Source organism: Thioclava electrotropha, assembly GCF_002085925.2.
Taxonomy (GTDB): Bacteria; Pseudomonadota; Alphaproteobacteria; order Rhodobacterales; family Rhodobacteraceae; genus Thioclava; species Thioclava electrotropha.
The window spans coordinates 2,049,995-2,074,635 of the sequence record NZ_CP053562.1 but is presented as its reverse complement, the minus strand read 5'-3'; the positions used below and the strand labels follow the sequence as shown (position 1 = coordinate 2,074,635).

Annotated in this window: 20 protein-coding genes and 1 pseudogene; 11 read left to right on the top strand and 10 right to left on the bottom strand. The window is 61.4% G+C overall.

Going from position 1 to position 24,641, the window contains the following annotated elements; genetic code table 11:
- Window positions 1-22 precede the first annotated feature (22 nt).
- On the bottom strand, window positions 23-1,387 hold the full coding sequence (locus AKL02_RS09905) for an ABC transporter substrate-binding protein (RefSeq protein WP_078520615.1): 1,365 nt from the start codon (window positions 1,385-1,387) through the stop codon (window positions 23-25).
- Between the two features lie 256 nt (window positions 1,388-1,643).
- On the opposite strand from AKL02_RS09905, the gene AKL02_RS09900 reads away from it, so the two are divergent.
- The 11 genes and pseudogenes from AKL02_RS09900 to AKL02_RS09850 all read left to right on the top strand — a co-directional run.
- Window positions 1,644-2,675 (top strand): LacI family DNA-binding transcriptional regulator, encoded by a 1,032-nt coding sequence (locus AKL02_RS09900; protein ID WP_083079253.1) that lies wholly within the window; start codon window positions 1,644-1,646, stop codon window positions 2,673-2,675.
- Between the two features lie 46 nt (window positions 2,676-2,721).
- Window positions 2,722-4,050 (top strand): GH1 family beta-glucosidase, encoded by a 1,329-nt coding sequence (locus tag AKL02_RS09895; protein ID WP_083079303.1) that lies wholly within the window; start codon window positions 2,722-2,724, stop codon window positions 4,048-4,050.
- Window positions 4,047-5,003 carry a glucokinase gene (locus tag AKL02_RS09890; RefSeq protein WP_083079252.1) on the top strand — a complete coding sequence of 319 codons (957 nt, stop codon included), beginning with the start codon at window positions 4,047-4,049 and terminating at the stop codon, window positions 5,001-5,003. The genes AKL02_RS09895 and AKL02_RS09890 overlap by 4 nt, the downstream gene beginning before the upstream one ends.
- A 113-nt stretch (window positions 5,004-5,116) precedes the next feature.
- Complete coding sequence (locus tag AKL02_RS09885; protein WP_078601476.1) at window positions 5,117-5,407, top strand: STAS domain-containing protein; 291 nt, start codon at window positions 5,117-5,119, stop codon at window positions 5,405-5,407.
- Window positions 5,398-5,763 (top strand): response regulator, encoded by a 366-nt coding sequence (locus AKL02_RS09880; protein ID WP_078520611.1) that lies wholly within the window; start codon window positions 5,398-5,400, stop codon window positions 5,761-5,763. The genes AKL02_RS09885 and AKL02_RS09880 overlap by 10 nt, the downstream gene beginning before the upstream one ends.
- Before the next feature lie 10 nt (window positions 5,764-5,773).
- Window positions 5,774-7,975 (top strand): chemotaxis protein CheA, encoded by a 2,202-nt coding sequence (locus tag AKL02_RS09875; RefSeq protein WP_083079251.1) that lies wholly within the window; start codon window positions 5,774-5,776, stop codon window positions 7,973-7,975.
- Window positions 7,976-7,978: 3 nt separating this feature from the next.
- Complete coding sequence (locus tag AKL02_RS09870; RefSeq protein WP_078520609.1) at window positions 7,979-8,449, top strand: chemotaxis protein CheW; 471 nt, start codon at window positions 7,979-7,981, stop codon at window positions 8,447-8,449.
- Window positions 8,446-9,285 (top strand): CheR family methyltransferase, encoded by an 840-nt coding sequence (locus AKL02_RS09865; RefSeq protein ID WP_078520608.1) that lies wholly within the window; start codon window positions 8,446-8,448, stop codon window positions 9,283-9,285. Before AKL02_RS09870 ends, AKL02_RS09865 begins: the two co-directional genes overlap by 4 nt.
- Window positions 9,286-9,309: 24 nt before the next feature.
- Window positions 9,310-9,696, top strand: a complete 387-nt coding sequence (locus AKL02_RS09860; RefSeq protein WP_078520607.1) for a response regulator — start codon at window positions 9,310-9,312, stop codon at window positions 9,694-9,696.
- Window positions 9,696-10,058: a DUF8776 family protein gene (locus AKL02_RS09855; protein ID WP_078520606.1), complete on the top strand. Its 363-nt coding sequence runs from the start codon at window positions 9,696-9,698 to the stop codon at window positions 10,056-10,058. The genes AKL02_RS09860 and AKL02_RS09855 overlap by 1 nt, the downstream gene beginning before the upstream one ends.
- Window positions 10,059-10,099: 41 nt before the next feature.
- Window positions 10,100-11,249: pseudogene (locus tag AKL02_RS09850) on the top strand (IS3 family transposase); the annotation flags it as partial.
- A 71-nt stretch (window positions 11,250-11,320) separates the two neighbouring features.
- Here the strand turns inward: AKL02_RS09850 and AKL02_RS09845 are convergent.
- The 9 genes from AKL02_RS09845 to recA form a co-directional block, all read right to left on the bottom strand.
- Window positions 11,321-11,842: a chemotaxis protein CheD gene (locus tag AKL02_RS09845; RefSeq protein ID WP_083079250.1), complete on the bottom strand. Its 522-nt coding sequence runs from the start codon at window positions 11,840-11,842 to the stop codon at window positions 11,321-11,323.
- Entirely contained in the window at window positions 11,839-12,903 is a 1,065-nt protein-coding gene (locus AKL02_RS09840) for a protein-glutamate methylesterase/protein-glutamine glutaminase (protein ID WP_083079249.1), read from the bottom strand. Before AKL02_RS09840 ends, AKL02_RS09845 begins: the two co-directional genes overlap by 4 nt.
- A gap of 20 nt (window positions 12,904-12,923) precedes the next feature.
- Window positions 12,924-15,977, bottom strand: coding sequence for a methyl-accepting chemotaxis protein (locus AKL02_RS09835; RefSeq protein ID WP_165757031.1), 3,054 nt, complete (start codon window positions 15,975-15,977; stop codon window positions 12,924-12,926).
- A gap of 122 nt (window positions 15,978-16,099) precedes the next feature.
- The gene (locus AKL02_RS09830; RefSeq protein WP_083079247.1) at window positions 16,100-16,864 is read right to left on the bottom strand and encodes a squalene/phytoene synthase family protein; all 765 of its coding nucleotides are present in this window, start codon (window positions 16,862-16,864) and stop codon (window positions 16,100-16,102) included.
- Complete coding sequence (cimA, locus tag AKL02_RS09825) at window positions 16,861-18,483, bottom strand: citramalate synthase (RefSeq protein ID WP_083079246.1); 1,623 nt, start codon at window positions 18,481-18,483, stop codon at window positions 16,861-16,863. The genes AKL02_RS09830 and cimA overlap by 4 nt, the downstream gene beginning before the upstream one ends.
- A 160-nt stretch (window positions 18,484-18,643) precedes the next feature.
- Window positions 18,644-20,152 (bottom strand): cysteine--tRNA ligase, encoded by a 1,509-nt coding sequence (gene cysS, locus AKL02_RS09820; RefSeq protein WP_083077931.1) that lies wholly within the window; start codon window positions 20,150-20,152, stop codon window positions 18,644-18,646.
- 258 nt (window positions 20,153-20,410) lie between these two features.
- Window positions 20,411-20,716 (bottom strand): DUF1330 domain-containing protein, encoded by a 306-nt coding sequence (locus AKL02_RS09815; RefSeq protein ID WP_078523379.1) that lies wholly within the window; start codon window positions 20,714-20,716, stop codon window positions 20,411-20,413.
- Window positions 20,716-23,370: an alanine--tRNA ligase gene (gene alaS, locus AKL02_RS09810; protein WP_083077952.1), complete on the bottom strand. Its 2,655-nt coding sequence runs from the start codon at window positions 23,368-23,370 to the stop codon at window positions 20,716-20,718. The genes AKL02_RS09815 and alaS overlap by 1 nt, the downstream gene beginning before the upstream one ends.
- 125 nt (window positions 23,371-23,495) lie before the next feature.
- Window positions 23,496-24,563 carry a recombinase RecA gene (recA, locus tag AKL02_RS09805; RefSeq protein ID WP_078523378.1) on the bottom strand — a complete coding sequence of 356 codons (1,068 nt, stop codon included), beginning with the start codon at window positions 24,561-24,563 and terminating at the stop codon, window positions 23,496-23,498.
- Window positions 24,564-24,641 lie beyond the last annotated feature (78 nt).

The window sequence follows — 24,641 nt, the reverse complement described above, 5'->3', positions numbered from 1 at the left end:
GATCCGGGGGCGCAGGCGTTACTTACTTCTGGATGCTGTCCCAGCGCTTCTGGACCGCGTCTGCGGCCTCTTGCGCGGTCTCGTCGCCGGTGGTGTAGGCGACCATCGCTTTCCAGAACGCATCCGTGCCGATCTCGCCCGGCATCTGGTCCGACCCGTCGAAGCGGAAGGTCGTCGCGTCCAGCAGGATCGAATTCATGTGACGCTGCACGTCATTGGCGAAGGCCGCCGGATTGACGTTCTTGTTCGGCGTCAGGAAGCCCGATTGCGCCATCCAGATTTCCGAGGCGATCGGCGTCTCGAGGAACTTCACGAAGGCTTCGGCGGCCTTGGAGTCCTTGGTGATGCCGAACATCGTGCCCGCGCCGAGAACCGGCTTGCCCAGATCCTTGCTGGCATAGGACGGGAAGTAGAAGAAGTTCACGTCCTGACCCACCTTGGTCCCGTCGGGGAAGAAGGTCGGGATGAAGCTCGCCTGCTTGTGCATGTAGCATTTCGGCGGGAAGTCGAAGAGACCTTTCGGGCTGTCGCGGAAGTCGGTGGTGGCCACCGCCTGCTCGCCGCCTTCGGCGAAGCCGGGGGTCTTGGCGAACCAGCCGTAATCCTTGATCGCCTCGACGACCTTGGGATCGTTGAACTTCAGCTTGTTGGTGACCCAGTCGTCATAGGTCTCGGGCGACTGCGTGCGCAGCATGAAGTCCTCGACCCAGTCGGTCGCGGGCCAGCCGGTCGCTGCCCCGGAGCCCAGACCGATGCACCACGGCGTGCCGCCATCGGCCTTGATCTGCTCGGTCAGCGCCTTGAGGTCCTCCATCGTCTCGGGAACCTTGTAGCCCGCTTCCTTGAAGTTCTCCGGCACATACCAGACGAGCGATTTCAGGTCCGCCTTGAAGGGGAAGGTGAAGGTATGGTTCTCGCCGTCCTTGCCCTTGTAGGTGGACAGATCCTCCCAGGACTTCCCGGCGGCGTAATTGTTCTTGATCCAGTCACCCGTGCCATCGGGCATCGCCGTCAGGTAGCCCTGCTTGGCCATGTCGGAGGCGAGGCCCGGCTGCGGGAAGACCGCGATGTTCGGCGGCGTGCCAGCCTTCGCGGCGATCACGATATCCTGCTCGAAGCTTTCCGAACCGGAGTAGTTCACCTTGGCGCCGGTCGCGGCCGAGAAATAGGCCAGAACGCTCTCAAAAAGCGCCTTGTCGTTGCCCGTCCACGGGCCGGTGATCGTGAGCGTCTCGCCGCTCAGATCGGTGTCGTTCTTGAATTGATCATAGCTCGCCCAGTCAAACTTGTCGGCATCGCTGCCCGGCGCGAATTTGAGATCCTGCGCGTGAGCGAGCCCCGCCGACAGCGCGAGCGCCGCGATCCCAAGCATCAGATGTTTGGTCATGAAATCCTCCCGGTGTGTCGCGCTTTTTGGCCCAAGGCGACTCGCCCGCCCAAAGCGCTTTGGACAGCTCCGACCGTTTCAGAGCCTCGCGAAGAAGTCAATTGTGCCTGCTCACGCTAAAATCAATTCCGCTTTATATCCTCATGACTTACCCAGAAGTTTATGCCGCATCGCAGCATATGCCGCGCCGCACGCGCATCATTGACGTCGATAGACGCGCACCCTAGTCTCGCGATAATCCAAAGCGGTTTGGCTCATGAATCTCAAGACATTGGCACTCGAATTGGGGCTGTCGCCCACCACTGTGAGTCGCGCGCTCAACGGGTACCCGGAAGTGTCCGAGGCCACGCGGCGTCGGGTGCGCGAAGCGGCAGAGGCCGCCAATTATCGCCCCAACACACAGGCCAAACGGTTGGCGACGGGGCGTGCAATGGCCATCGGCCACATCATCCCGATCTCGGACCGCCACGAGATCGTGAATCCGGTTTTCGCGGATTTCATCGCGGGCGCCGGTGAAGTCTATGCGCGTGCGGGCTACGATATGGTCATGACCATCGTGCCCGACGATTCCGAGGCCCGCGCCTATGCCGAGCTGCGCTCGAAAGGGAATGTGGACGGCGTGCTGATTCACGCGCCCAAGGTCGAGGATCACCGCATCGCCATGCTCGACGCGCTGGGGATGCCCTATGTGCTGCACGGGCGGGTCAGCGGAACGAACGCCCCCTTCAGCTGGGTCGATGTGAACAACAAGCGCGCCTTCGAGCGGGCGACGAATTTCCTGCTCGATCTGGGGCATCGCCGGATCGCGCTGATCAACGGCATCGGAGAGATGGATTTCGCCCGCAGGCGCCGACGCGGCTATGAGGCGGCGCTCAAGGCGCGCGAGATGGCAATCGACCCGGCTCTGATCGTCGAGGGCGAGATGACCGAAGCGCAGGGCCATGATGCGGCGCGCGAGATGCTGCAATGGCCCGACCCGCCGACGGCTTTCCTGACCGCCTCGCTGCTCTCTGCGATGGGCGCGCGGCGCGGCATAGAAGAGGCCGGGTTGGTGATGGGGCGCGACGTCTCGATCGTGACCCATGACGACGAGCTGGGTTACTTGAAAAACGGCACGGCGGAAGAGCCGATCTTCACCGCGACGCGCTCTTCGGTGCGCGAAGCGGGACGGCGCTGTGCGGCGCTTCTGATCGAACAGATCGAGAGCGGCGACCGCAGCCCGCGCCATGAATTGATGGAGGCGGTTCTGGTCGTCGGCCAGTCCACCGGTCCGGTCCCCACCCAATGAGGCGCGCTGCGCCCGAGTTGAAACCAATTTTATATACAGGATGAAGATGCTCCCGAAACGCTCTGATTTTCCTGCCGATTTCCAGTTCGGCGTTGCCACCTCCTCCTATCAGATCGAGGGCCATTCCTTCGGCGGTGCGGGCCCGACCCATTGGGACACTTTCGCCGCCACGCCGGGCAATGTCGTGCGCGCCGAGAACGGTGCGGTCGCCTGCGACCACTATCACCGCTGGGAGGAAGACCTCGACCTGATCGCCAATGCAGGCTTCGACATCTACCGCTTCTCGACCTCCTGGGCGCGGGTGATGCCGGAAGGGCGTGGCCCGGTGAACCGTGAGGGGCTGGATTTCTACGACCGGCTGGTCGACGGAATGCTGGAGCGTGGCCTCAAACCGGCGCTCACCCTCTATCACTGGGAATTGCCTGCCGCGCTCGCCGACAAGGGCGGTTGGCGCAACCGCGACATCGCTTCCTGGTTCGCCGATTTCACGCAAGTGATCGCGGATCGACTCGGCGACCGTATCTGGTCCGCCGCCCCCATCAACGAGCCGTGGTGCGTCGGTTGGCTCAGCCATTTCCTCGGCCATCACGCGCCGGGCCTGCGCGACATCCGCGCCACGGCCCATGCGATGCATCACGTGCTGCTCGCCCATGGCAAGTCGATCCGCGTGATGCGCGCGCATGGGATGAAAAACCTCGGCGCGGTGTGCAATCTCGAATACCCGATCCCTGCCGACGAGACGCCCGAGGCCACGGCGGCGGCCAATCTCTATGACGCCTATTACAACCGCTTCTTCGTGGAGGGCATTTTCAAGGGCCGCTACCCTGAGGAGGTGATGGAGGCCTTCGCCCCCCATATGCCGCACAATTGGGAAGACGATTTCGCGCTGATCGGCGAGAAGCTCGACTGGCTCGGCCTCAATTACTACACCTGCAAGCGCATCGCGCCCACCGAAGGCCCGTGGCCCGCGCATCACGAGGTCGACGGCCCGCTGCCGAAAACTGCGATGGGCTGGGAGATCTATCCCGAGGGGCTCTATCAGTTCCTGACACGGCTCAAGCGCGAATATACCGGCGATCTGCCGCTCTACGTGACCGAAAACGGCATGGCCGCGCCCGATGTGGTCGAAGACGGCAAGGTCGAGGACCCGCATCGCATTGCCTATTACCGCGATCACCTCGCCGCCGTGCAGCGCGCGATTGCCGAGGGTGTTCCGGTGAAGGGCTATATCGGCTGGTCGCTGATGGACAATTACGAATGGGCCCTGGGTTACGAGAAGCGCTTCGGGCTCGTCCATGTGGACTTCGACAGCTTGCAGCGCACCCCCAAAGCGTCCTATCTGGCATGGAAAGACGCATTGGGGAGCCGCGGATGAGCGATCAAATCACCCTGCTGGCCGATATCGGCGGCACCAATACACGCGTGGCGATGGCCCGTGACGGCAAGCTGATCCATTCCACGATCCGCCGCTTCTCGAACAAGGGGCGGGGCGCGCTTGAGGACATCCTCGAGGAGTATATCCGCGACGAGGATTGCGGCGAGATCGCGGGTGCCTGCGTGGCCGCCGCCGGTCCGGTGCGCGACGACGTGGCCGAAATGACCAACCTCGCCTGGGTGATCCGCGCCGACAATATCGCGCGGCTGACCGGGACCGATCATGTCTTCGTGCTCAACGATCTGCAGGCGCAGGGCCATGCGCTGGGAAGCCTCGCCGAAGATGCCGTGCACCCGATCCTGCCCGGCCTGCCTGCGAAGGAGGGCTCTGCGCGGCTGGTGGTCGGGATCGGCACCGGGTTCAACGCAGCTCCGGTGCATGAGGGGCCCGGCGGGCGCGTCGTGCCGCCCTCGGAGGCGGGCCACACCACCTTGCCGATCGAGACCGAGGAGGATTTCGCGCTCAAGACCTATCTCGACGCGAAGCACGATTTCGCCAGTGTCGAGCATGTCGTGTCGGGGCGCGGTCTGGAACGGCTCTACGCCTATCTCAGGGGCGAGGACGACGCGACCACCTCGGGTCAGGAAATCCTCGAGGCGATCACCCGCGGCGAAGAGACGGCCGTCGCGGCAGGCCAGCTCTTCGTGCAAATGCTGGGCCGGGTCGTGGGCGATCTGGCGCTGACCCACCTGCCCTTCGGCGGCATCTACCTGATCGGTGGGGCCGCGCGCGGCGTCGTCCCGTGGCTCGACGAGTTCGGTTTCGCCGAGGCGATGCAGGCCAAGGGGCGCTTCTCGGAATTCCTGCGCGCCTTCCCGGTCAGCGTGGTCGAGGACGACTACGCAGCGCTTCAGGGCTGCGCCTCCTATCTTTCTTCGCGCATGCTGCGATAGGCGCGTTTCCGTCAAGGCTATTTTAACGGCTTGGGCTTAGACCTCTTTCACGGATGTGTTTGAAAGAGGTTGCCGATGCGTACGCTCTGCCTTCGTGACTTTGTGGTGGCGCCATGACCGCGCTTGCCCTGCCCGACCGGATCGACCTTGCGACCGTGCGCCCCCTGCAAGCGTCGCTGCAATGCGTGGCGACGGAAGATGTCGCCCTCGATGCCTCCAGCGTGACCCATTTCGGCGCGCTGGGGCTGCAACTGCTGCTTTCTGCAGCGAAGACTGCCCGCATCGCAGGTCACCGCCTCGAGATCGCCGACAGTTCGGAGGCGTTCGACAGCGCCCTGACCCGGTTCGGCCTCTCGCATGAGGATCTCCAGCACCTGCCGGATGCGGAGGCCCCATGTCACTGAAAGTTCTCGCGGTCGATGACAGTCGCACCATTCGCGACATGCTCAAGCTCACCCTCGAACATGCCGGGATGGAGCTTTACCTCGCCGAAGACGGCGTGCACGGGCTGGAGGTGCTCGACGGGCTGGAGCCTGACGCGATCATCTCCGACATCAACATGCCGCGCCTCGACGGGTTCGGCTTCATCGAGGCCGTGCGCGGGCAGGACCGCCACCGCGCGACCCCGATCCTCGTCCTCACCACCGAATCCGCGGCCGAGCTGAAAGCCCGCGCCCGCGCTGCCGGGGCAACCGGCTGGATCGTGAAGCCCTTCGACCCGACCAAACTGGTCAAGGCGCTCAACATGGTTGCCGGATAAGGAGTGCGACATGTCCGACCCGATGGCAGAAATCAAAGCATCGTTCTTCATCGAATGTGAAGAGCTGCTCGAAAGCCTGCAAGATGCGCTCTCCGATCTCGACGAGGGCGCTGACGATGGGGAGACAATCAATGTCGTCTTCCGGGCGGTCCATTCGATCAAGGGCGGCGCAGGCGCGTTCGGGCTCGATGCGCTTGTCGCTTTTGCGCATCGGTTCGAAACCGTTTTGGACGAGCTACGCGCCGGCAGGCTCGACCTGACGCCTGAGGCGGTGAAACTCTTTTTTCAGGCGGCCGATCTGCTTGCAGACGAAATCCACGCCGCGCGCGAAGGGTCTTCCGAACCCGAGGCCGCCGAGGAGTGCCTTCAGGCGCTTGAGGCGCTTTTGGGGGATCGGGGCCCTGCACATACGGCTGATGCGGAAGACGAGACCGAGGCCGCGGACTTCCAGCCGATGGGCCTCGCGCTCGACCTCGACTTCGATTTCACCCCAGAGGACGCCTCCCCGACCGGCTTCACCCTGCAGTTCCGCCCCGACGGCGCGCTCTATGCCTCGGGCAACGAACCGCTGCAGCTGCTCCGTGCGCTCGCCGAAATCGCGGAGGTCTCGATCACGACCGACGCAGAGGCGGTCCCGCCACTCGATACGCTCGACCCGGAGGAGAACCATCTCTGCTGGACAGTCCAGATCACGGGAGATGTGACAGAAGACGAAATCCGGGAAGTGTTCGAATTCGTCGAAGACGTCTGCCAGATCGATATCTCGCCGATCCTCGATTCACCTGAAACGCCCCTCCCGGAGCTGCCCGAATTAGAAAGCGAGCCGTCCGGCGACACTGACGAAGATGAGAAATTTGAACCCGCGGCGCCTCCAACCGATGAGATCGCAGAGATCGCGACCGAAGCTCCCGCGCGCACGCCTGACCCGGCCCCGACAGAGCAACAAGCCGAGGCCGCGAAGCCCTCCGCCGCTCAGCCTACGGCATCTAACACCGCTTCCGCTGCAGAGCCCGGCGCCACCGTGCGCGTCGATATCGAGCGCATCGACCGCTTGGTGAACCTCGTCGGCGAATTGGTGATCAACCAAGCCATGCTTGCTCAATCTGTGGCCGAAGCCGGTCTGCCGCCAAACTCCGCCGTGAATACCGGGCTCGAAGCCTTCATGATGCTGACCCGTGACATTCAGGACAGCGTGATGATGATCCGTGCTCAGCCGGTCAAGCCGCTGTTCCAGCGGATGGCCCGGATCGTGCGCGAAGCCTCTTCGGCGATCGGCAAGGACGTCCGCCTCAAAACCGAAGGCGAAACGACCGAGGTCGACAAAACCGTCATAGAGCGCCTCGCCGACCCGCTCACCCATATGATCCGCAACGCCGTCGATCATGGCCTCGAATCCCCCGACATGCGCGAAGCCTCTGGCAAACCACGCGAAGGAATCGTCACCCTCTCCGCTCACCACCGATCCGGCCGTGTCGTGATCGAAGTCAGCGATGACGGTGGTGGCATCGACCGCAAGAAGGTCTTCGAAAAAGCCATCGAAAAGGGGCTTGTCACCCCGGATGCCCTGCTTTCCGACAGCGAAATCGACAACCTTCTCTTCCTGCCCGGTTTCTCCACTGCGGACCAGGTCTCCGCACTCTCGGGCCGCGGCGTTGGCATGGATGTCGTGAAAAGCTCGATCCAATCGCTAGGGGGTCGGATTTCGATCACCTCTGAACCTGGCAAAGGCAGCTGCTTCTCGATCTCCCTGCCACTGACCCTAGCCGTGCTCGACGGCATGGTCGTCAATGTCGCGGGCGAAACCCTCGTGGTTCCGCTCTCCTCGATCCTCGAAACCGCGACGCTCACAAGCGAAGACATCCGCGCGCTCGGCCCGTCGACCAACGTCATCCATCTGCGGGGCGCCTTCGTCCCTCTTTTCGATCTCGGTGCAGAACTCGGATACCGCGCACCTAAGCGCTCGTATAGCGGCGACGTCGTTCTGCTCACCGCTCAGGAAGATGGCGCCCGTTCCGCCCTCGTCGTCGATTCAATCCTTGAGCAGCGCCAGGTCGTCATCAAGGGGCTGCAGCAGTCCTACGGTCATATCCCGGGCGTCGCTGCCGCCACAATTCTTGGCGACGGTCAAATAGCGCTCATTCTCGACCCCGCCGATCTCGTCCAATCCGCATCGGGCAATACCCGCGCCACTGATCTCTCACTCGCAGGATAAGCCATGACAGAAGACACCATGCCGAAAACCGAAGCCGCAGAGGTTGAGCTTCTCTCTTTCCGACTCGGTGATGAAGAATACAGCGTCGACATCATGTCCGTGCGCGAAATTCGAGGTTGGACCCGGGCGACGCCGCTCCCGCACGCCCCCGCATTTGTACGCGGCGTGATCAACTTGCGAGGTACCGTTCTACCTGTCGTCGACCTTTCCATCCGTCTCGGTATGGAACCGGTCGCCGGTGACGCACGCAACGTGATCATTGTCGTCCAGGTCGGCAGCCAAACCGCAGGGCTTCTCGTCGATGCGGTCTCGGACATACTCGCCCTGCCCCGCTCTGAAATGCAATCTCCGCCCGACCTTAATGCCGACATTTCGCAACGATACATCTCGGCGCTCACTATCGTAGAAGGCCGGATGATCAGGATTCTCGATCTCACGTCCGTGTTGCCACAAGAGGCGATCGAAGCTGCATGAACGTGCCCCTGTCCACATTGGGGCAGGTCGCACCGACCGAGTCCGAATTCAGAGCTATCGCTCAGCTCCTGCACGAGACGACGGGCATTGTGCTTGCGCCCGGAAAATCTTCGATGGTGCAAAGCCGTCTTGCAAAGAGACTTCGGACCTTGGGGCTCGCGCAATACAAAGACTATATCGCCCTCGTGACCTCCGAATCTGGTCGCGAAGAGCGTCGACAAATGGTGTCCGCACTCACCACAAACGTGACCCATTTCTTCCGCGAGAACCATCATTTCGAATCTTTGCGCCGTATCGTTCTTCCCACCCTCTTGGAAACTGCAAGGAATGGTGGTCGCGTTCGGCTCTGGTCTGCGGGATCGTCGAACGGACAAGAAGCCTATTCGATAGCCATGACGATTGCCGAATGCGCGCCTGATTTTGCGAAGCTAGACCTTCGGATACTCGCAACCGACATCGACCCTCTTATGATCGCAGCAGGGTCGAAGGGTTTCTATCCCGCGACCGCAGTTGCAGCTGTGCCCGAGACTTTGCGAAAGAAATATTTCCGACCGGAGGGTGAAGACTTTCAGATCATCTCAGAGCTCCGCGATATCGTGAAGTTTCGCGAACTCAATCTTCACGATCCTTGGCCAATGCGCGGAAAATTTGACGTGATCTTCTGCCGCAACGTCGTCATCTATTTCGCGCCCGAGGCACAAGTCAGTCTTTGGAAACGGTTTGAGGAACAGCTAGCGCCAGGCGGATACTTGTTTGTTGGCCATTCGGAAAGGGTGACAGATGGCGATCAGTCTAAACTCAGAACAGCTGGTGTCACCTCTTATAAACTGACTTAACCTAACTGGACAGGATCGCATTTTATGGCATTACGAGACCAATTACGCATCCTCGTGGTCGATGACATGTCGACAAGCCGCGGGCTCATCATGCAGGCGCTTGACGCGATGGGAATCCGGCAGGTCGGATACGCAACCGACGGCAAAAGCGCGCTCCAGATCCTCGAAGCCAAGCCTGTCCATCTTGTGATTTCTGACTATAACATGCCGGGAATGGACGGACTGCAATTCCTTCAGGCGATGCGAAAGGATGCTCGCACAAAGGGGTTAGGCTTCATCCTGATCACCGGGCGGGCCGATCCTGAAGTCATCGATACGGGTCGACGGTTCGGGATGAATAACTTCATCAAGAAACCATTCACTCCGCCCGAACTAAAAGCGTGTATTGAAGCAGTTGTAGGACGTTTGTAATGCAACAGCAGGCACGCCGAGTTCCGCTTGCTGATCTAACTGCGCGCGTCGGGCGTGAACTGGAAGCGCTCGCTCGCATGTCGATTTCACTCCAGCGTGCCCTTTCGGCGAGCGGGATCGACAGCAGCCTTGCTCCGCAGATCATTCGCGAGTTACAGAGCATTGATCGCATCAGCCAATCGCTCGAAGATCTCGGGGTGTTCGTCAGCACACTAGCTGAACAGATTTCACCCGACTTAGCCTGTGATGCGGACCCAATTTTCGCCTCGCTTCGACTTCAAGATCTCGCTGATGCACTCGATCCGCAGCACTTCACGGAAATTGAAACGCGCGCCTCAGAAGGTGACGTCAGTTGGCTTTGATTGAATAGCCCCGTGTATCGTCGACGCCTTCTTTGCTAATTTTGAAGCACGGAGGCCATGATGAGCAGCGACCCACGTTCTGCGACGATTTCAAGCGAGATGCCGTCGCGCAGCTCTCGGAGAGGAGTTCCCCGTTCAGGGAGGTAGCCGAGCGCTTGGGCGTGAGCCAATACTCCCTCTACTAAGGATGCCGAGATCCGTCGGCTCAAGCGTGACCTCCTGAGAGTGACGGAGGAGCGGGACATTAAAAAAAATTGCGAGCCATTGTCCGCCATTGGTCCGAGGACAATGGCGAGCGCCTATTTCGCCAGGGATGCCAAGTGAGATACGCGTTCGTGGCCGAGCATCGCGGGCAGTTCTCTATTCGGGCGATGTGGCGTTGCTTACGTATCCAGCCGAGTGGCTTCTACGCGTGGCTGAAGGCCCCACTGAGCAAGCGAGCTCGAGAAGGCGAGCGGCAGATTGCGCTGCTGAAGGAGGCGAGGGTGGAAAACGGCAAGGTCTATGGTCACCGCAAGCTACATCACGACCTTCTCGAGCAGGGCGAAAGCATCTGCCTGAACCGGGTCGCCCTTTTAGCCAGGCTGACGGGCATCAAGGCGCAGATCGGCTACAAGCGCCGACCGGGAAAGTATGGGGGAAAGCCTTCGGTCGTGGTCGACAACACTCTGGACCGACAGTTCAGCGTGGCGACACCGGATAAGGCCTGGGTGACCGCGATTTCCTATCCGCAAACAGGAAGGTTTCGCCTATCTCGCCGTGGTCATTGATGGTCGTAAGGAAAACGATCCCCCGGATCGTTTTCTCATCCTCATCTATCTCGCGTCGTGTCGTCGGCTAGGCAATGCAGAGCCGCCAGACGACAGACGTTGTCCTGCAAGCGCTACTCATGGCGACATGGCGGAGGAAACCCGAGCGAAAAGTTCTGCTCCACTCCGAAAAGGGAAACCAATTCAACATCATGGACTGGGCAGAATTCCATCGCGCTCACAATCGGGAGCAATTGATGGGCCACCGTGGAAACCACCATGACAACTCGGTCGCAGAGAGCTCGTTCAACTTGCTGAAACGCGAGCGGATCACGCGAAGGACGCACCGGACACGCGAAGAAACCAGGCTGGATGTAGTCAACTACAACGCAAGCATGCCCGGAACGCAATGATGTTGCCCGTCGTGTTCGAGCGGCAACAGAAACTGAGACGCGACTGCGTCCACGAAAAACGGGGCCATTCATTTGACATGTATTGCAACCATTCAACACATCAGAACAGTTCGATTTCGCGAGCCGGCGCGGGCGTGACATCGCGCTCAAAGACTTCTGCATTACCAAGCATTTTCTGGCGCGCACGGCCAGTATCGGGCCAGAACTCTACCCTACGCGCTTGAGAACCGCCCAAACTCTGGCTGACACATGTGATACGCTCCTTAGCTAGGAACGCGATTGAGAACTCGCTATTCTTCAAGCCGATGTCCGAGAGGCCGTTGACCATGCGCGCACCACCAAATAGCTTCGCACGTAGATCACTGCGCTTCGCCCCGTGTTTAATAAGTTCATTGATCAAAAGCTCCATCGCATTCACGCCGAAGCTTGCCGCTTGAAAGGTTGAACCAGTCGTATTCGGCAATAGAAAGTGGTTCATACCACCGACCTGCGCATTTTCATCGTAGAGACAACAGGCGACACAAGAGCCGAGGATCGTTGTAATCGATTTCGCGCCCGTGCCGGCGACGAGAAACTCGCCTTGCGAAATATGGATCGGTCTGTCTGTGGAAACTGCATTCATGTTTCACCGACTTTCCTGACCTTTGCCGGGCTCTGAGCACATCTCCTGAGAATTTCTGGGGCGATTTTTTCAAGGGCCACCGAATAGGACGCCGCGCCAATTTCGAGCGCCGCCCTCGGCATTCCAAAAACAGTCGACGTCTCCTTGTCTTGGGCAAAACAATGTGCTCCGGCTCGGCGCAAGAGCATCATCCCCTCTGCGCCATCTCGGCCCATACCGGTGAGTAAAACGACGACGGCATTCGTAGCCATATTCAGTGCGGATTCGAACAGAATATCCACCGACGGTCGATGTCCGTTTCGCTTCTCGCTTTCAAGCAATGACAGGTAAGGTGTTCTGTCATTTTGAACCGTGAGATGCGTCGGGCCACCAGGCGCAAGATAGACTTGCCCTTGTGCGAGAGGGAGGCCCGTTTGGCCAAGCCGCACACTTGGCGCGATGATACGATCAAGCCGTTCGGCGAAGCTCGCGAGGAAGCTCTCTGGCATGTGCTGCGCTATGAGCGTGGGCGGGCAATTTTCAGGAAATCCCTTCAAGATCGTCTCGAGGGCGTCAACGCCTCCGGTCGAGGACCCGATCAGCACGATTTGACCGGCCCAGTGAAAGTTTCGTGCGGGCCTCACCGCAGCTCGCGAGACCCCACTTTGAGGCAGGCGCGCGTTTGCTGCCGCAAGAAGAATATCTGGAAGCGTCTCAAAGCTCTTTTCGAGGTGACCAGACCGCGGCTTTCCCACGCAATCGATCGCACCGAGGGCGAGCGCTTCGATTGCGGCGCGCGATCCGCTATGGGTTTCCGTCGACACCATGACCACAGGCATCGGTCTCAAACGCATGAGGCGTTCAAGAAAATCGAGGCCGTTCATCCGCGGCATCTCGACATCGAGCGTGATCACATCCGGCGAAAGCGCTTTAATTTTTTCACGCGCCTCAAACGCGTCCGCCGCTTCGCCGACGACGGCTAGGCGCGCGTCGTTTGTCAGACGCGCTCGAATAAGTTGACGCATCGTAGCCGAGTCATCGACGATGAGAACTTTCTTGGCGAGCGGCAATTCGTTTGGCATCGCGTGTCCTTCGTGCGAATTCAAAACTCTTCCCAGTCTTCAGCTGAAAAGGTGGTACCGCGCGGAGCGGTTTCGCCCACCGCTTGCGGAAGTTCACGGCCTCCTTCGCTTGCCTGAACCTCATATTGATTTTGCGCCGACAGAGTGCTCTCGCCTTCTTTTGACGTCGCCCGCATACTGACTTTGAACTGGGCAGTGATGTCGCGCAGGGATGTCGCATTTGTCATCAGAGCGTGACTGGCCGCGGTCGTTTCTTCGAACATTGCTGCGTTTTGTTGCGTCACTTGGTCCAGCTGATTCACCGCGGCATTTATCTCTTTCAGCCCCTCTGCCTGCTCATGGGCACCGCCCGCTATTTCAGAGACACGCGCCGAAATATCGACGACAGCGTTAAGAATTTCCGTGAGCGCACGGCCGGTTTCGCCGACGAGGCCCACGCCTCGGGTCACCTGTTCGCTCGACGCGGTGATCAGGGTGTCGATTTCGCGTGCGGCTTCGGAAGACCGTTGCGCGAGGGCGCGTACTTCTGAAGCGACAACGGCGAAACCGCGACCCGCTTCACCGGCGCGCGCGGCTTCGACACCAGCGTTGAGCGCAAGTAGGTTGGTCTGGAAGGCAATCTCGTCGATCACGCCGATGATCTTGGAAATCTGCTGTGAGCTGGTTTCGATTTCGCTCATCGCCTGTATGGCCTGCTTGACCACTTCACCAGAGGTTTCCGCGCTGCTGCGGGCTTCTGACACCACCCGATCCGCTTCCGCCACGCCTTGCGCCGAGGTCGTGACAGACGATGAGAGCTGATCGAGTGCGGCTGCGGTTTCTTCAAGCGTCGCAGCCTGTTGCTCCGTTCTGCGGCTGAGGTCGTCAGAAGCAGAGGCGATCTCACTGGCCTCAGTGTCGATCGCCGCAGCGTTGTCGATGACTGAAACGATCGCTGCCGCAAGGTTTTGCGCTGCAGCGTTGAAATCGTTGCGCAACGCCTCGTATTCCTGGGAAAACTCCGTGTCGAGCGTCAGGCTCAGATCGCCGCGCGACAGGGCTGCAAGGCCGAGTTGAAGCGTCTCGACGACGGACTTCTGAGCCTCGATCATTTTGAGATTTCGGTGTTGGGCGGAGGCAAGCGCAGCTTCCGCGACGGTCACGTCACTGGCCATGAGCACGATCTTCATCAAGCGCCCTGCTTTATCCGAGATCGGATTGAGCGAGCCGTCGAGCAGAAAGGTATTGCCCTGACGGTCACGTATCGAAAAGCGGGCAGTGACGGGCTCACCGGCGGCAATCGAAGGCCAAGGATCACTGCCATCAACCGTGCTTAGCCAGTCCTTCAGCGGCTCTCCCATGAGGCTTGGTGCCTGCCCCCCGAGGAGCGATTGCAGATTTGCGTTCATTCGAACAACCATCCCGGCAGGGTTGGCCTCGCAAAAGAGCTGGCCACGCTCGATGGCCGCGATAAGGGCATCCTTCATCCGTCGTTCGGTCACGTCGCGCCACTCGACCACGAACCCCGCCTGATTGCCCTGCCCATCAACGAATTCGGTGACGTCGACGCCAAACCGACCCTCGCCAACCTTGATATCGACATGAAGGGGCAATTGAGTTGGATCACCGAGCAGCGCACGGGCGTGTCCCCGATTGGCGTGGAAATCATCCATCGAGCGGCCCACAAGATTCTTAGGATCGAGGTCGGTGCTGACAACGCGAAACTCGTCGAGCCGCGACTCGACCAGATCGACGAGCGCACGATTGACATGGGTGATACGGAAGTCGCGATCGACGATCATCAGAGCGGCGGAGGCGTTAGCATAGGCTGCGCCCTGTCGCGTGGCCTCGCGTTTGATCCCTTCAGACTGATCAAGCTCGTTGCGCAGGTTGCTCAGCGCGGAGGCGATTGCACCGACTTCGTCGCCACGGCGAGTCTGTGCGATCTCGCTCGCGTAATCGCCTCCGCTGATCTTGCGAATGGATTTTTCCAGGCCCTTGAGAGGGTTTGAGACGGATCGTGCCATCCAGGCAGAAAGGGCCGCCAATAGAAGGATGAGCCAGGACGCGTTGAATAGCATCGCACGGGCAAGTGACGTGGCAGGAGCGAACAGCTCTGCACGGTCTTGCTCGACGACCGCCCAATAGGGCTGATCGAATAAAGTGACCTTCTGGGTTCTCTCGATCGCTGGATGCCCATGCAAAGAGATCACCTCTTCCTGCGCCTGTTCTACAGCACTCACGGTAGCCGCGGGCAAAACCTCCCCCGGTTTCGGAGCGTTGGCCGGAAAGCGCAGATCGCTCATCAGCCTCCCTTTCTCGTCAATCAGGAAACCTTCACCGGTCTCGCCGATGCCGCGCGGGTTGGCCATGATCCCCCCGAGTTCGGCCATCGGCTTTCGCAAGACAACAGCACCGAGCTTGAGACCATTTCCGCTTCGCACGGGGCGTGCGGCGAAGAACCGACCCTTGGCAAACTCGAAATGCGGGGGTGAAACGGCGACGGTATCGGCCGCCACCATGCCCGTCGGCGCGCTCAACCAATCCAGCGCAGCGGTCGCGGCCTCGATCAGCCCCGCCGGTTCATCCGCAAGCGCGTGGCCAACTGCGCTATGATCGCGCGCGGCAAAAACAATGCGACCGTCGCGATCGATCAGATAGAGATCTTTCAGGCCATTCTCCGCCAAAATCTGATCAATGGCGGGACCATAGCGATCCAGTAGCAGGCGATAGTCCCGGAGCGGGCCGCTCACCTCGCCCTCGGACGCCCCGGCCTCTGCGGCCCCGGTCCGCAGGCTTTCGATGGCGGTAGGATCGAGCCGGTTGAGGCTCTTGGTGAAATCGTAAAGCGCCCGCGCCGTGTCGGGATTCGCGGCGATCGTGCGGGTATTGGAGGCCAGTGTCTGCGCCCAGTCTTCCGCAAGAGCGACGCGCGCGGCCAGAGTTCGCGTGAGGCGCTGTGTCCCTTCGCTTTCCAGCAGTCCGTAGGCGGTACGATAGGCTGAAATTCCCATAATCGTCAGAGCGACCATGGCAATCGCCACCAGCATCAGCGGCAATTTCAGTCCAAGTTTCAAATTGTCGAGAAAGCGCATCAACGTCCTCCGGCGAACTGCGGCAGCGACCCGACCTATCGGGGCAATCGCGATCACCATCAGGCGAAGAGTTGAAGATTCCTCTAATTTCCGAAAATTACCCGCACGCTGGCCCTAAGGGGTCAGACGCCAAGCAGCGCGGCGCGCAAAAGTCCCGATCTGCGGCGGAATTCCGACAGCGCCAGCGCACCCGGCGCAAGCGGGTCTTCTATGACGCGCGCGCGCGCGAGGAGCGCCCGAGCCTGCCATCCCGGAAGAAGTGCTGCCTTCGCCGCTCCCAGACGCAGCTTGCGGGCGGGTTCGAGTCGCACTTGGCCCTCCGCCGCGAGCTGATGCAGCGTTGCGATGTCCGGTGCGACAAGCGGTGGACGCCCCCGCGCGACGAGATCGGGCCATGCTTGCAGGAGCGCCGCGAGCCCGGCGCCTGCACCGAAACTGCGCACGGTAATTTCCGCTTCCTCAGGCGCGCCGAGCGCCTCGGCCGCGGCCCAGTAGAGCGCGCCGGACGTCTGATCGAGATAGGCCCAAAGGCTTGAAACATCGTCGAAAGGATCGGGCCAGCAATCGGCACGACGGGCTTCGGCCGCGGCAATCAAATGGCGCGCGGGCTGTGCCACCGAGACAAGCGCCGGGCCGATCTCATGCGGCGGTTCGCGGCCCTCGGACAGAGCCTCCAGCGCATCGACCCACCATTGCAGGCGCATCTCGGCAACCATCGGCTCAGACGAGGCCCAGGGCGCACGCGCGATCTCGAGATTGGCGGCGTAGAGCGGCCAGAGGCGGTCGCGCAGATCCGCAGGTGCGGCCATGGTGGCGGCGAACCGATCGGGGTCGCCCTGACGCACGGCCTCGGCCGCCGCTTGGAGAGACGCGGCCAGATCGCTCATGCGGGCTGCGCCCCGTCGCGCATCAGCTTCCAGATCATCGCGTCGAGCAGCGCCTCGAAACTCGCGTCCACTATGTTCGGCGACACGCCCACGGTTGACCAGCGCTGGCCCGCATCGTCTTCGCTATCGATGATGACGCGGGTGACGGCCTCGGTGCCGCCTTGCGTGATCCGCACGCGGAAATCGACCAGCTTCATGTCGTCGATCAGGCTCTGATAGGGGCCGAGATCCTTCGACAGCGCTTTCGAGAGCGCGTTTACCGGGCCGCGGTCATGCCCCTGCTCGTCCATGCTTTCCGAGACCGAAAGCATCTTCTTCCCGCCGACTTTCACCACCACGACCGCCTCGGAAATCGAGACCATCTTGTCGTAGCGGTTCTTGCGCCGCTCCACCGTGACCTTGTAGCGCTTCACCTCGAAGAACTTCGGCAATTGCCCCAGCTCGGCCCGCGCGAGCAGCTCGAAACTCGCCTGTGCGCCGTCATAGGCATAGCCCTGATCCTCGCGCTCCTTGATCAGATCGAGGATGCGGGCGAGGCGTGGATCGTCCTTCGCGACCTCGATCCCCATGCCTTTCAGCCGCGCGCGCAGGTTCGACTGGCCCGCCTGATTGGACATCGGGATCAGGCGCGTGTTCCCCACGACGGCGGGGTCGATATGCTCGTAAGTGTCTGGATTTTTTAGGATCGCCGAGGCGTGTAGCCCCGCCTTATGGGTGAAGGCCGAGGCACCCACATAGGGCGCGGAGCGCAGCGGCACCCGGTTCAGGATATCGTCGAGCTTGCGCGAAAGCTTGGTGATGTCGCGCAGGTTTTCGGGCGCGATCCCGGTGTCGAGCGTCGAGGCGTAGGGCTCTTTCAGCAGAAGCGTCGGGATCAGCGTGATCAGGTTCGCGTTGCCGCAGCGCTCGCCCAGCCCATTCAGCGTGCCCTGAATCTGGCGCGCACCGGCCTCGATGGCCGCGAGGCTGCCCGCCACGGCGTTGCCGGTATCGTCATGGCAGTGGATGCCGAGACGGTCGCCGGGAATGCCCGCCGCGATCACCGCTTCGACGATCTTGCCGATCTCGCCCGGCAGCGTGCCGCCATTGGTGTCGCACAGCACGATCCAGCGCGCGCCCGCCTCATAGGCCGCGCGGCAACACTCCAGCGCATAGTCGGGCTTCGCCTTGTAGCCGTCGAAGAAATGCTCGGCGTCGAACAGTGCCTCGCGGCCTTGCGCCACCATATGCGCGACCGAGGCGCGGATATTCTCGAGGTTCTCCTCCAGCGTGATCCCGAGCGCGGTGGTCACATGGTAATCATGCGTCTTGCCGACGAGGCAGACGGCCGGGGTGTTCGCGTTCATCACGCCCGCCAGCACGTCGTCATTCGCGGCCGAGCGCCCTGCCCGCTTGGTCATCCCGAACGCGGTGAAGGTCGCCCGCGTCTCGGGCCGCGCCTCGAAGAAATCGCTGTCGGTCGGGTTCGCCCCGGGCCAGCCGCCCTCGATATAGTCGATGCCGATCGCGTCGAGCGCCCTGGCGATCTCGATCTTCTCCGGCACCGAGAATTGGACGCCCGCCGATTGCTGCCCGTCACGCAGGGTCGTGTCGTAGAGATAGAGGCGTTGTTTGGTCATTGGTTGCCTCCGTTGGCGCCTTGGTTCGCCCGTTCAGGCCGTCCTTCACTCAGAGCTCCCGCCCGGCGGAACGCCGGGCTGCGCCCGACCCGCCCCCAGGGCGGGCGCGATTGCGCCCCCTCGGGTCCGGCGCGTCCCTTATCGCTGTAGCTGCGCGCCATCACAGGCCCTCCAGCTTGGCGGGGTCAAAATCGGGTCCGGGCAGCAATTCCACCCCGGCCTTCGACATGCGGACCTCGACACCCGCATCGATGAGAGCCTGTTTCATGGCATCGACTGGAGCGAAGTCCTTGGTTTCCATTGCCTCTTTACGCATTTCCGAAAGGCGATTGCCCAATTCGGTCATTCGATTTGGGTTCTCCGATGCCTCGTCTCCTCGAGTGGACATCCGAAAACCTGAAGAAAATTCGTTGGAGGAAGCTGCGAATTGGAACTGCGAGAATTTCTGAACCAAGACTTGGTGGTCAAATCCCAAGAGTAGAAGCGCCCCAACGAGCTTGAACTCATCTCGTTCTTTCAAATATTTGCGCACAAGGGAGAGCGCCAAAGACGTATTCAGGTCATTTGCAAGCGCGTCAATGAACTCTTGAGGCGGCTTCGCATTTCGAATTTCACCCCAACGCTTCGTAAGAGGTTCCTCTGCCAAGAACTCTGCAATGCGCCGTAAAGTCCTCTCAGCCTGCCGCGCCTTCTCCGCCGTCCAATCCATCGGCTTGGTGTAATGCGTCTGCAGGAACACGAACCGGATCACTTCGCCCGGAATACCCTTCTCGCCGTCATGACCATCCAGCAGATCGCGCACGGTGAAGAAATTGCCCAAGGACTTGGACATCTTCTTGCCCTCGACCTGCAGCATCTCGTTATGCAGCCAGTAATTCGCAAAGGAGCCTTCGGGATGGGCGCAGCAGCTCTGCGCGATCTCATTCTCGTGGTGCGGAAATTGCAGGTCGATGCCGCCGCCATGGATGTCGAACGACGCGCCGAGCAGTTCGTAAGACATCGCCGAGCACTCGATATGCCAGCCCGGTCGGCCCCGGCCCCACGGGCTCTCCCAACCCGGCAGCCCCTCGTCGGAGGGCTTCCACAGCACGAAATCCATCGGGTCTTCCTTGAACGGCGCGACCTCGACCCGGGCGCCCGCCATCATGTCGTCGACCGTCCGCCCCGACAGCGCGCCGTAATCCTTGTAGCTACGCACCCGGAACAGCACATGGCCCTCGGCGGCATAGGCGTGACCGTCTTCGATCAGCGTCTCGATCATCGCGATCATCGCGCCGATATAGTCGGTTGCGCGCGGTTCCTGATCTGGGCGCAAGGCGCCGAGCGCATCCATGTCGGCATGATACCAGCCGATGGTCTCCTCGGTCCGCGCGCGGATCAGCTCTTCGAGCGACCCTTCGGCCCCGGCCTCCTTGCGCGCCTGCGCCGTCGCGTTGATCTTGTCATCCACATCCGTGAAATTGCGCACATAGGTGACGTGCTCCGGCCCGTAGACGTGGCGCAGCAACCGGTAGAGCACGTCGAAAACCACCACCGGACGGGCGTTGCCGAGATGCGCGCGGTCGTAAACGGTCGGGCCGCAGAGATACATCCGCACGTTGTCGGCATCGATCGGACGGAAATCCTCGACTTTCCGGGTCAGGGAATTGCGCAAACGGATCTGGGTCATGTGTCCTCGCAAAGGGTCGGCGGCACCTGCCGGCGGGCTTACAAGGTCATGAGAAATTTGGAAAGAGAAGACCAGCCCGCGTGACGTATGTCAGCGGATAATGCAGCAGATGATGATGGTCTTCGTGGTCATGTCGGCAGCATAGGACGCAGCGCGCCCGAAGGTCCAGAGCAAAAACGACCGGGCGCAACGTCATAGAAAAAGGCGGCCGCAGCCGCCTTCTAAATGATTTCCGATCAATACCTTACAGGCCGATCTTCATTTGATTTCGACGTCGTCCATCGCCTCGACGATCATCAGGTCACGCTCGGATGCGCCTTTGGCATGGGCCAGCGCCGCCTGATAGTCGTCGGAGTAGTAGCAGGTTTCGGCCGCTTCCAGAGACGGGAACCAAGCGACGACATTGCGCGCGCGGTCATTGCCTTCGAGTTGCACATAGCGCGCGCCACGAGCGAGGAAGCGTCCACCATGTTTCGCGATCGCGGGGCCCGCGCCCTCGGCGTATTTGCCATAGGCCTCGTCGTCGAGCACCTTCACATGGGCGATCCAGAATGCGCCTGCCATTACAATCCCTCCAGAACAGTTTTCACGGCCGCGATGGCCTCATCGGCTTTCGACGGATCGGCCCCGCCGGCTTGCGCCATATCGGGACGACCGCCGCCGCCTTTGCCGCCAAGCGCCTGCGCCGCGGCCTTCACCAGATCGACCGCGCTGACGCGCTCGGTCAGGTCCTTGGTGACGCCAGCCGCCACGGCCGCCTTGCCGCCCGCATCGGCCACCACGAGGATCACGCCGGAACCGACATTCTCTTTCAGCTCGTCCACGATCCCCGGAAGGTCCTTGCCGGTCACGCCGGTCACAACTTGAGGAACGAACTTCAAGCCATTGATTTCGCTGATGTCCGGGCCACCGGAGGCACCGCCGCCCATCGCCAGTTCGCGACGCAGCTGCGCGATCTCGTTGGCCTGCGCCTTGCGCTCGTCGAGGATCGCCTGAAGACGTCCGATCAGATCGGCCTCGGAGGTTTTCACCAGCCCTTCGATCTCGCCCAGCAGCTTGTCGCGGCGGCGCAGTTCGGCCATCGCGATATCGCCGGTCAGCGCCTCGATCCGACGCACGCCCGACGAGGACGCGCTTTCGCCGGTCAGGACGAAGGTGCCGATATCGCCGGTCCGCTTCACATGAGTACCGCCGCAAAGTTCGAGCGAATAGACATTTCCGTTCGTGCCCTTGCCGGAATTGGCCAACTCGCCCATCGAGACGACACGGACCTCATCGCCGTATTTCTCGCCGAACAGCGCCTGCGCGCCCAGATCGCGCGCATCGTCCGGCGTCATGATCCGGGTATCGACCTGCGTGTTTTGGCGAATGAATTCATTTACTTCGCGTTCGATCTTCGCGACTTCCTCGGCCGAGAGCGCCTTGTTATGCGAGAAGTCGAAGCGCAGACGGTCCTCGGCATTGAGCGAGCCGCGTTGGGCCACGTGATCGCCCAACGTGCGGCGCAGCGCCTCGTGCAGCAGGTGCGTGGCCGAGTGGTTCGCGCGGATCGCGCTGCGGCGTGCATGATCGACCTCCAGTTTCGCGCCCTGCCCCTTGGCGATCTCGCCCTCGGTGACGCGCGCGAAATGGATGAAGACGCCTGCGACTTTCTTGGTGTCGGTAACTTCAGCTTTACCCGTCTCGGTCACAATCCATCCGCGATCGCCGACCTGACCGCCGCTTTCGGCGTAGAACGGGGTCTGGTTGACCACGATCTGCACCTCGCCGGAGGCTTTGTCGATCTCTGCGCCCTCGGTCACAAGCGCGGTGATCTGACCTTCCGCGGTCTCGGTGTCGTAGCCCAGGAATTCGGTCGCGCCGAGCTTCTCGGACAGATCGAACCAGATCGCGGCATTCGCGGCCTCGCCCGTCCCGGACCAGCTGGCGCGCGCCTTGGCCTTCTGCTCTTCCATTGCGGCGTCGAACCCTTCGGTATCGACCTCGCGCTCACGTTCGCGCAGCGCATCCTGCGTCAGATCGAGCGGGAAGCCGAACGTGTCATAGAGTTTGAACGCAGTCTCGCCCGGTAGCCTCTCCCCTTCGGGCAGGTCCACAAGCGCCTCGTCGAGCAGCTTGAGCCCGCGATCGAGCGTGGTCTTGAAGCGGGTTTCCTCGCCCAGAAGCGTCTCTTCGATCAGCGCCTGCGCCCGGCCCAGCTCGGGGTAAGCCGCACCCATCTCGCGGATCAGCGACGGCACGAGACGGTGCATGACCGGATCCTTCGCGCCCAGCAGGTGCGCGTGACGCATCGCGCGGCGCATGATCCGGCGCAACACGTAGCCGCGCCCGTCCGCCGAGGGCATCACGCCATCCGCGATCAGGAACGAGGTCGAGCGCAGGTGATCCGCGATCACGCGGTGATGCACGTTGCCCGGCCCGTCCGGCGCGCCATCGGTCGCGTTGGCCGAGGCCTCGATCAGGTGGCGCATCAGGTCGGTGTCGTAGTTGTCGTGCTTGCCCTGCAGCAGCGCGCCGATCCGCTCAAGCCCCATGCCGGTGTCGATCGACTGCATGTCGAGCGCGCGCATCGAGCCGTCCTCGAACTGCTCGTTCTGCATGAAAACGAGGTTCCAGATCTCGATGAACCGGTCGCCATCTTCCTCGGGCGAGCCGGGCGGGCCGCCCCAGATGTGATCGCCGTGATCGAAGAAAATCTCGGTGCAGGGGCCGCAGGGACCGGTCGGGCCCATCTGCCAGAAGTTGTCCGAGGTCGGGATACGGATAATCTTCTCGTCGGGCAGGCCTGCGACCTTCTTCCAGATATTCGCCGCCTCGTCATCGGTGTGGTAGACCGTGACCAGCAGCTTGTCCTTCGGAATGTCGAAATCCTTGGTCAGCAATTCCCAGGCGAACGGGATCGCGTCTTCCTTGAAATAATCCCCGAAGGAGAAATTCCCCAGCATCTCGAAGAACGTATGGTGGCGCGCGGTGTAGCCGACATTGTCGAGGTCGTTGTGCTTGCCGCCTGCGCGCACGCATTTCTGCGCGGTCGTTGCGCGGTTGTACTCGCGCTTCTCCACCCCGGTGAAGCAGTTCTTGAACTGCACCATGCCGGAATTGGTAAACATCAGCGTCGGGTCGTTGCGCGGAACGAGGGGCGAGCTGTCAACGACCCGGTGGTCGTTACGCTCGAAGTAATTGAGGAAAGTGGAGCGGATTTCGTTAAGGCTGGGCATATCGTCCTGTCTCGCCTGATCGGGCATGTTCGGTCCCGTTTAACGCCGCCCCTTCCCCCTGTCCAGCAATCGCAAAAAGGCCGGGAGACGACGCTCCCGGCCTATGCATGAATTTGCGGTGACGATCAGTCTTCGGTCAGCGCGTCATCTTCGGATAATTTGTCGAATTCGAGCCCGTGGCTGGCGCGAATCTTGTCTTCGATCTCATAGGCGACATCGGGGTGTTCGCGCAGGAACGTCTTCGCGTTTTCACGGCCTTGACCGATGCGTTCGTCCCCGTAGGAATACCAGGCGCCGGCCTTGTCAACGACCCCGGCCTTGACGCCGAGATCGACCAGTTCGCCCATCTTCGAGATGCCCTCGCCATACATGATGTCGAACTCGACCTGCTTGAACGGCGGGGCCACCTTGTTCTTCACCACTTTCACGCGGGTCTGGTTGCCCACCACCTCATCGCGATCCTTGATCGAACCGATGCGGCGGATGTCGAGACGCACGGAGGCGTAGAATTTCAGCGCGTTGCCGCCCGACGTCGTCTCCGGCGAGCCGAACATCACCCCGATCTTCATCCGGATTTGGTTAATGAAGATCACCATGCAGTTCGAACGCCCGATCGAGGCGGTCAGCTTGCGCATCGCCTGGCTCATCAGACGGGCCTGCGCACCCACAGTGTGATCGCCCATATCGCCTTCGATTTCGGCCTTCGGCGTCAGCGCCGCGACCGAGTCGACCACGACGAGGCTGACCGCGCCGGAACGCACCAGCGTGTCGACGATTTCCAGCGCCTGCTCGCCTGCGTCGGGCTGCGAGATCAGCAACTCATCGAGATCGACGCCAAGTTTGCGTGCATATTGCGGATCGAGCGCGTGTTCAGCGTCGACGAAGGCACAGACGCCGCCCTTCTTCTGCTCTTCCGCGATCGCGTGCAGCGTCAGCGTCGTCTTACCCGAGCTTTCCGGACCATAGATCTCAACGATCCGGCCTTTCGGCAGCCCGCCGATGCCGAGCGCAATATCGAGCCCCAGCGAGCCGGTCGATGTCGCCTCGATTTCCCGCGCGGGCGTGTCGCCGCCGAGCTTCATGATCGAGCCTTTGCCGAATTGCCGCTCGATCTGCGCCAGCGCCGAGTCGAGCGCCTTTTGCTTGTCTGCCTTGGGAGATTTATCCATATCGAAAAGCTTCGCTACTGCCATTTGTCCGCTTCCTTATTTCACAGCGACGGCTGGTCGGCAATGCGACGCCCTCGCGCGGATGTTCACCTCATGTTCTGA